The sequence below is a fragment of the Streptomyces sp. NPDC052107 genome, assembly GCF_040680215.1.
Lineage (GTDB): Bacteria > Actinomycetota > Actinomycetes > Streptomycetales > Streptomycetaceae > Streptomyces.
In genome coordinates this window covers 289,286-295,812 of record NZ_JBFAWG010000006.1, presented here as the reverse complement: position 1 = coordinate 295,812, position 6,527 = coordinate 289,286, and the positions used below count along the sequence as shown (strand labels likewise).

General features: G+C 70.9%; 6 protein-coding genes. 1 reads left to right on the top strand and 5 read right to left on the bottom strand.

Annotated features, from left to right (window positions below; translation table 11 throughout):
- Positions 1 to 186: 186 nt before the first annotated feature.
- From AB0M27_RS09575 to AB0M27_RS09565, 3 genes are read right to left on the bottom strand one after another with little or no spacing between them, the layout of a single operon-like run.
- Positions 187 to 1,026 (bottom strand): sugar phosphate isomerase/epimerase family protein, encoded by an 840-nt coding sequence (locus tag AB0M27_RS09575; RefSeq protein ID WP_365719674.1) that lies wholly within the window; start codon positions 1,024 to 1,026, stop codon positions 187 to 189.
- A complete protein-coding gene (locus tag AB0M27_RS09570; protein ID WP_365719672.1) occupies positions 1,023 to 2,174 on the bottom strand; it encodes a dihydrodipicolinate synthase family protein in 1,152 nt (383 codons plus the stop codon). Before AB0M27_RS09570 ends, AB0M27_RS09575 begins: the two co-directional genes overlap by 4 nt.
- Positions 2,171 to 3,322: a Gfo/Idh/MocA family oxidoreductase gene (locus AB0M27_RS09565; protein WP_365719670.1), complete on the bottom strand. Its 1,152-nt coding sequence runs from the start codon at positions 3,320 to 3,322 to the stop codon at positions 2,171 to 2,173. The genes AB0M27_RS09570 and AB0M27_RS09565 overlap by 4 nt, the downstream gene beginning before the upstream one ends.
- 222 nt (positions 3,323 to 3,544) lie before the next feature.
- Between AB0M27_RS09565 and AB0M27_RS09560 the strand changes: the two genes are divergently transcribed.
- On the top strand, positions 3,545 to 4,603 hold the full coding sequence (locus tag AB0M27_RS09560) for a LacI family DNA-binding transcriptional regulator (RefSeq protein ID WP_365719668.1): 1,059 nt from the start codon (positions 3,545 to 3,547) through the stop codon (positions 4,601 to 4,603).
- Here AB0M27_RS09560 and AB0M27_RS09555 read toward each other — a convergent pair.
- Positions 4,589 to 5,803 carry an FAD-dependent monooxygenase gene (locus AB0M27_RS09555; RefSeq protein WP_365719666.1) on the bottom strand — a complete coding sequence of 405 codons (1,215 nt, stop codon included), beginning with the start codon at positions 5,801 to 5,803 and terminating at the stop codon, positions 4,589 to 4,591. The two genes, AB0M27_RS09560 and AB0M27_RS09555, sit on opposite strands and share 15 nt — an antisense overlap.
- 154 nt (positions 5,804 to 5,957) lie before the next feature.
- Positions 5,958 to 6,236, bottom strand: a complete 279-nt coding sequence (locus AB0M27_RS09550) for a hypothetical protein (protein ID WP_365719664.1) — start codon at positions 6,234 to 6,236, stop codon at positions 5,958 to 5,960.
- Positions 6,237 to 6,527 lie beyond the last annotated feature (291 nt).

The window sequence follows — 6,527 nt, the reverse complement described above, 5'->3', positions numbered from 1 at the left end:
AGCTTGATCCGAAGGCCCCGGCACCCTCCCTTCCCCAGGGCGGGCGGCGGGGCCTTCGGCGTCGACCGGCGCCGCCCCCTCGGCTTTCCCCTCCGTATCAGAACCCCGTGAATCCCCCCCCGGGTCCCCTCCCGGGTTCTGATGACAGGTACGACACTCTGAACGCGGGAAGGGTTGCGCACATGTTCAAGATTTTTTGTGCACGTGTTTCACGAACCGCTCCGCCGTCTCCGCCAGCACCTCCCGGCCGTCCCGGGCCCACAGCTCCTCGTTGAAGAGTTCGACCTCGATCGGGCCGGTGTAGCCGGCGGCCTCCACATACCCCCGCCACTCGCGCATGTCGATCGCGCCGTCGCCGATCTGGCCCCGGCCGTTGAGGACACCCTCGGGCAACGGGGTGATCCAGTCGGCGAGTTGGAAGGTGTGGATACGGCCACCCGCGCCCGCTCTCGCGATCTGCGCCGGGGCCTGGTCGTCCCACCAGATGTGGTACGTGTCCACCGTCACCCCGACCTGGTGCGCGGGAAAGCGCTCGGCCAGGTCCAGGGCCTGGGCCAGCGTAGACACCACGCAGCGGTCGGCGGCGTACATGGGGTGCAGGGGCTCGACGGCCAGGCGGACGCCGTGGTCCTCGGCGTAGGGCGCGAGGTCGGCGAGAGCGTCGGCGATGCGTTCGCGGGCCGCCCGCAGGTCCTTGCCGCCGGGCGGGAGGCCGCCGGAGACCAGGACCAGGGTGTCGGTGCCGAGGGTGGCCGCCTCCTCGATCGCGCGCCGGTTGTCGTCCAGGGCGCGGGAACGCTCCTCCGGGTCGATCGCCGTGAAGAAGCCGCCCCGGCACAGGGTCGTCACCGTCAGGCCCGCCTCGCGGATCAGTTTCGCCGTCGCCTCGACGCCGTACTCCTGGACCGGCCCCCGCCACAGACCCAGCTGAGTGATTCCCAACCGGCCGCAGGCGTCCGCCAGTTCCGGCAATGACAGCTGCTTCACCGTCATCTGGTTGATGCTGAAACGCGCCAGATCGGTCATGGGGCCACCCCGTACAGCGACAGCAGGTTCTTCATCCGTTCCTCGGCGAGCTCGGGGTCCGGGAACAGGCCCAGGCCGTCGGCGAGTTCGTAGGCGCGGGCCAGGTGCGGGAGGGAGCGGGCCGACTGGAGGCCGCCGACCATCGTGAAGTGGGACTGGTGGCCCGCGAGCCAGGCCAGGAAGACCACGCCCGTCTTGTAGAAGCGGGTCGGGGTCTGGAAGAGGTGGCGGGACAGCTCGACCGTGGGGTCCAGCAGGCCCCGGAAGCCTGCCGTGTCGCCCGTGTCCAGGACCCGTACCGCCTCGGCCGCCAGCGGGCCCAGCGGGTCGAAGATGCCGAGCAGGGCGTGGCTGAAGCCCTGGTCGTCGCCCGCGATCAGCTCGGGGTAGTCGAAGTCGTCGCCGGTGTAGCAGCGGACGCCGCGGGGCAGGCGGCGGCGCAGGTCGATCTCCCGCTCGGCGTCCAGCAACGACACCTTGATGCCGTCCACCTTGTCCGGATGGGCGGCGATGACCTCAAGGAACGTCTCCGTCGCCGTGTCCAGGTCGGCCGCACCCCAGTAACCCTCCAGCGCCGGGTCGAACATCGGGCCCAGCCAGTGCAGGATCACCGGCTCGGCGGACTGGCGCAGGAGATGGCCGTAGATCTCCAGGTAGTCCTCGGGCCCGGAAGCCGCAGCGGCCAAGGCCCGCGACGCCATCAGGATCGGCTGGGCACCCGACTCCTCGACGACCGCGAGCTGTTCCTCGTAGGCCGTGCGGATCTCCGCCGGGGAACCGCCCGTGACCTGGTCGGTGCCGACCCCGCAGGCGATCAGGCCGCCCACGCCGCGAGCCTCCGCCGCCGACCGGCGGATCAGCTCGGCCGCGCCCGCCCAGTCCAGGCCCATCCCGCGCTGGGCGGTGTCCATCGCCTCGGCGACGCCGAGTCCGTGGGACCACAGGTGGCGGCGGAAGGCGAGGGTGGCGTCCCAGTCGACGGCGGCGGGCGAGTCGGGAGACACGTCCGCGTACGGGTCGGCCACGACGTGCGCCGCCGAGAACACCGTACGGGAGGTGAAGGGGGTGCCCGGCGTGATCGCCGGCGGCTCGGTGCGGGGCTCGTACGCCCGCAACCCGCCCTGGGCGTCGGGAAGTCGGATGGTCACAGCGCGATCTCCGGTACGTCGATCCGGCGGCCCTCGGTGGAGGACTTCAGGCCCAGCTCGGCGAGTTGGACGCCACGGGCGCCGGCCGCCAGGTCCCAGTGGTACGGCGCGTCGGCGTAGACGTGCTTGAGGAACAGCTCCCACTGGGCCTTGAAGCCGTTGTCGAATTCCCCGTTGTCCGGGACTTCCTGCCACTGGTCGCGGAAGACCTCGGTGGCTGGGATGTCCGGGTTCCAGACCGGCTTGGGGGTCGCCGACCGGTGCTGCACCCGGCAGTTCCTGAGTCCCGCCACCGCCGAGCCCTCGGTGCCGTCGACCTGGAACTCGACCAGTTCGTCGCGGTTGACGCGCACGGCCCAGGAGGAGTTGATCTGGGCGATCGCGCCGCCCTCCAGCTCGAAGATGCCGTAGGCGGCGTCGTCGGCGGTGGCGGCGTAGGGCTTGTCCTGTTCGTCCCAGCGCTGCGGGATGTGGGTGGTGGCGAGGGCCTGGACGGACTTCACGCGGCCGAACAGCTCGTGCAGGACGTATTCCCAGTGCGGGAACATGTCGACGACGATGCCACCGCCCTCCTCGGCGCGGTAGTTCCAGGAGGGGCGCTGGGCGGGCTGCCAGTCGCCCTCGAACACCCAGTAGCCGAACTCGCCCCGGACGGAGAGGATCCGGCCGAAGAAACCGCCGTCGATGAGCCGCTTCAGCTTCAGCAGGCCCGGCAGGAAGATCTTGTCCTGGACCACGCCGTGCTTGATGCCCTTGGCGTGGGCGAGGCGGGCCAGTTCGAGGGCGCCGTCCAGGCCGGTGGCCGTGGGTTTCTCGGTGTAGATGTGCTTTCCGGCGGCGATCGCCTTCCTGATGGCCTCCTCGCGGGCGGAGGTGACCTGGGAGTCGAAGTAGATGTCGACGCTGTCGTCCGCGAGGACCGCGTCCACGTCCGTCGAGACATGGTCGAGGCCGTGGCGGTCGGCGATCTCGCGCAGGGCGTGCTCGCGGCGGCCCAGCAGGATCGGCTCGGGCCACAGCACGGTGCCGTCGCCGAGGTCGAGGCCGCCCTGGTCCCGCAGGGCGAGGATCGACCGAACGAGGTGCTGGCGGTAGCCCATGCGCCCGGTCACGCCGTTCATGGCGATTCGCACCGTCTTGCGTGTCACGTGAGTCCCCTCTGTCAACACAGGCAGCAAGCGCTTTCTACAGTGAGAAGCTAGCCTCTGGACGGTGGTCCGTACAAGACCGTGTCCCCTTCGAGTTGTTCGAGGGGGCGAACAACCGGGGGTCATGGCTTTAAGGTCTGCTCGACAGATTCTCGGAACCAGCGGCAGGACCTGGCTGTCTACGAGGGCGTACGACACGATGCGCGACCGGAGGACGACGAGATGACGGTGACCCTGGCGGATGTGGCGGCCCGCGCCCAGGTCTCACCCGCGACGGTGTCGCGCGTGCTGAACGGCAACTACCCGGTGGCCACCTCCACGCGCGAGCGTGTGCTGCGGGCGGTGGACGAGCTGGACTACGTCCTCAACGGCCCGGCGAGCGCCCTCGCGGCCGCCACCTCCGACCTGGTCGGCATCCTCGTCAACGACATCGCCGACCCCTTCTTCGGGATAATGGCGAGCGCGATCCAGGCCGAGATCGGGGGCGTCGGGGGTGGCCGGGCGGGCGGTGAGCGGCTCGCGGTGGTCTGCAACACGGGCGGCTCACCGGAGCGTGAGCTGACCTACCTGACCCTGCTGCAGCGGCAGCGGGCGGCTGCCGTGGTGCTGACCGGCGGGGCCGTGGAGGACGCGCCGCACGCGGCGGCGGTCGCGGCGAAGCTGCGCAAGCTCGCCGAGGCCGGGACGCGGGTGGTGCTGTGCGGGCGGCCGCCGGCGCCGGACACCGAGGCCGTGGCGCTCACCTTCGACAACCGGGGCGGCGCACGCCGGCTGACCGAGCATCTGCTCGGCCTCGGCCACCGCCGGCTCGGCTACATTGCGGGCCCCGAGGAGCGTACGACGACCCGGCACCGGCTGGAGGGCCACCGGGAGGCGCTGGCCGCGGCGGGTGCGGCGGAGGACCCGCGCTGGACGGTGCACGGCCGCTACGACCGGCAGTCCGGGTACGAGGCGACGCTGGAGCTGCTGCGCCGTGATCCGTCTCTGACCGCCGTGGTCGCAGCGAACGACTCCGTCGCGCTCGGGGCGTGTGCGGCGCTGCGGGACTCCGGGCTGCGGATTCCGGACGACGTGTCGGTCGCCGGGTTCGACGATCTGCCGTTCAGTGTGGATGCGGTGCCCGCGCTGACGACCGTGCGGTTGCCGCTCGCGGAGGCGGGGGCCAGGGCCGGGCGCATCGCCATGGGGCGGGAGGAGGCGCCCCCCGGAGGAATCGCGACCGTCCGGGGGGAGCTGATGGTGCGGGGGTCTTCGGGGGTGCCCCGGTCAGCCGGGAAGTGACCTTCCCAGCAGCGGCATCGGTGCCTCGCCCCTCCTGCGGTCCCGGTACCAGCGCTTGCCGGTGTCGTAGGCCCGGCGGGCCTTGCGTACGGCGGAGATCTGGGTGGCGAGGTGGACCTGGTAGCGCCAGGGGGTCTGGTGGCCCTGGCGTACCGACATGGCGTAGGCGAAGGAGACCGGGTCGCGGTCCAGGTAGTCGTCGAGCTGCTCGAACCAGGCCATGCTGGAGCGCGCTCCGGCCTGTACGCCGTGCATCTCGGCGCGGCGGTGCTGGTCGTACTCGCGCAGCGCCACCCGCGGATCCGGGAAGTGGGAGAGGCTGTGGGCCAGTACGATCGCGTCGATCATCGCGAGCCGGGTTCCGGACCCGAGCGTGAAGTGGGTGGTGTGCGCGGCGTCGCCGGCCAGGACGACATTGCCGTCGACCCAGGTCCGGTTGCTGATGTGCTGGAAGCGCTGCCACTTCGCCGGTTCGCCGCGTGATCTGCTGATCAGGGAGTGGCCGTCGAGCGCGCGGTGGAAGATCTTCTCCAGCAGGGGCATGGCCTCCTCGGGTTCGAGCGTGTCGAGGCCGAGGCCCTGCCAGGTCTGCGGTGAGCACTCCACGATGCAGGTGCTGATCCCGTGGAACGACGGATAGGCGTGGAACCAGATCCAGCCGGCCGGGGTCTCCTCGAAGCAGAACACGAAGCTGTCGAACTGCCGGTCCGTGCCGAGCCAGATGTAGGGGTTGCGGCCGGTCTCCACGTGGGTGCCGAAGTGCTCGGCGCGGCTCTGCCGGATCCGGCTGCCCGCGCCGTCGGCGGCCACGATCAGGTCGGCCTCGGGCAGGTCGGCGGGGTCGGCGAGCTTCTCCCCGTGCCGGACGTCGACGCCGAGTGCCTTCGCGCGCCGGGTGAGGACCTCCAGCAGGGCCGCGCGGCCCATGCTGTAGCCGTAGCCGCCGAAGTACGCCGTGCCGTCGTGCCGGCTGCCGTGCAGACGGATCTCCTGGTCCTGCCAGAGCACGGAACCGGCGCTCACCGCCCGTGCGCTCTCGGGGTCGTTGTGATGCAGGATGTCCAGCAGATCGTTCCAGTACACGACACCCCAGCCGTACGTCGCCTCCGGCGGGTCCCGCTCGATCACGGTGATCTCGTGACCGGCGTCCCGCAGCTTCGCGGAGATCGCGAAGTACAGCCCGGCCGGGCCTCCGCCCACGCAAACGATCCTCATCCGGTCCTACCTCCGTTGTCACGGCCACACCGGAACATCGCTTCTGTTACGTGTTCCGGCATATGGATCCGGGTGCCCGTGGGGTCGGGCACCCGGATCCACCCTTGGTTTGTCAGGGGGTGTCGGTCAGTGCTGACGGTCAGCAGCCCCAGCCGCCGCCCCAGCCCCAGCCGCCGCCCCAGCCCCAGCCGCCCCAGCCCCAGCCCCAGCCGCCGCCCCAGCCCCAGCCCCAGCCGCCGCCGCCCCAGCCCCAGCCCCAGCCGTCGCCGTGGTACGTGGCGACCTGCGCGGGAGCGGACGCGGGAGCAGAGGAGGTGGCAGCCTGGGCCGCTCCGGCTCCGGCCGCGATGGCCAGGATCGGTGCCGAGCAGACCGCGATGGCCACTCTCTTCATCCGGGTGGTGTGTGCTGCGCGCATGATGAGCCCCTCTCCGGAGGGTGTCGTTGACTTGCCGGGCGGCCTCGGGCCGTCCGTTGCGCTCCCTTGCCTGCGCGTCGTTCGGAGCGCCGCCCGCCGCCACGCGATAAGCGCTCTCGCGGCGAACTGCCACGTCCGTTATAAAACGGACATAAGTGGCGTTCTTCATCAAAGCTACGACGAGGTCGCGACGTAGTCAAAAGCAGGACTCCGCACCAGGCCTAAAGAACAGGCAAAGGCGGACCGGGTCCGGAGAGCCAACACCCGTGCACCCCGGCACATTTGGTACGC

Coding starts and splice junctions, on each gene's coding strand:
- AB0M27_RS09575 (WP_365719674.1), bottom strand. CDS start 1,026: ATGACCGATCTGGCGCGTTTCAGCATCAACCAGATGACGGTGAAGCAG.
- AB0M27_RS09560 (WP_365719668.1), top strand. CDS start 3,545: ATGACGGTGACCCTGGCGGATGTGGCGGCCCGCGCCCAGGTCTCACCC.
- AB0M27_RS09550 (WP_365719664.1), bottom strand. CDS start 6,236: ATGCGCGCAGCACACACCACCCGGATGAAGAGAGTGGCCATCGCGGTC.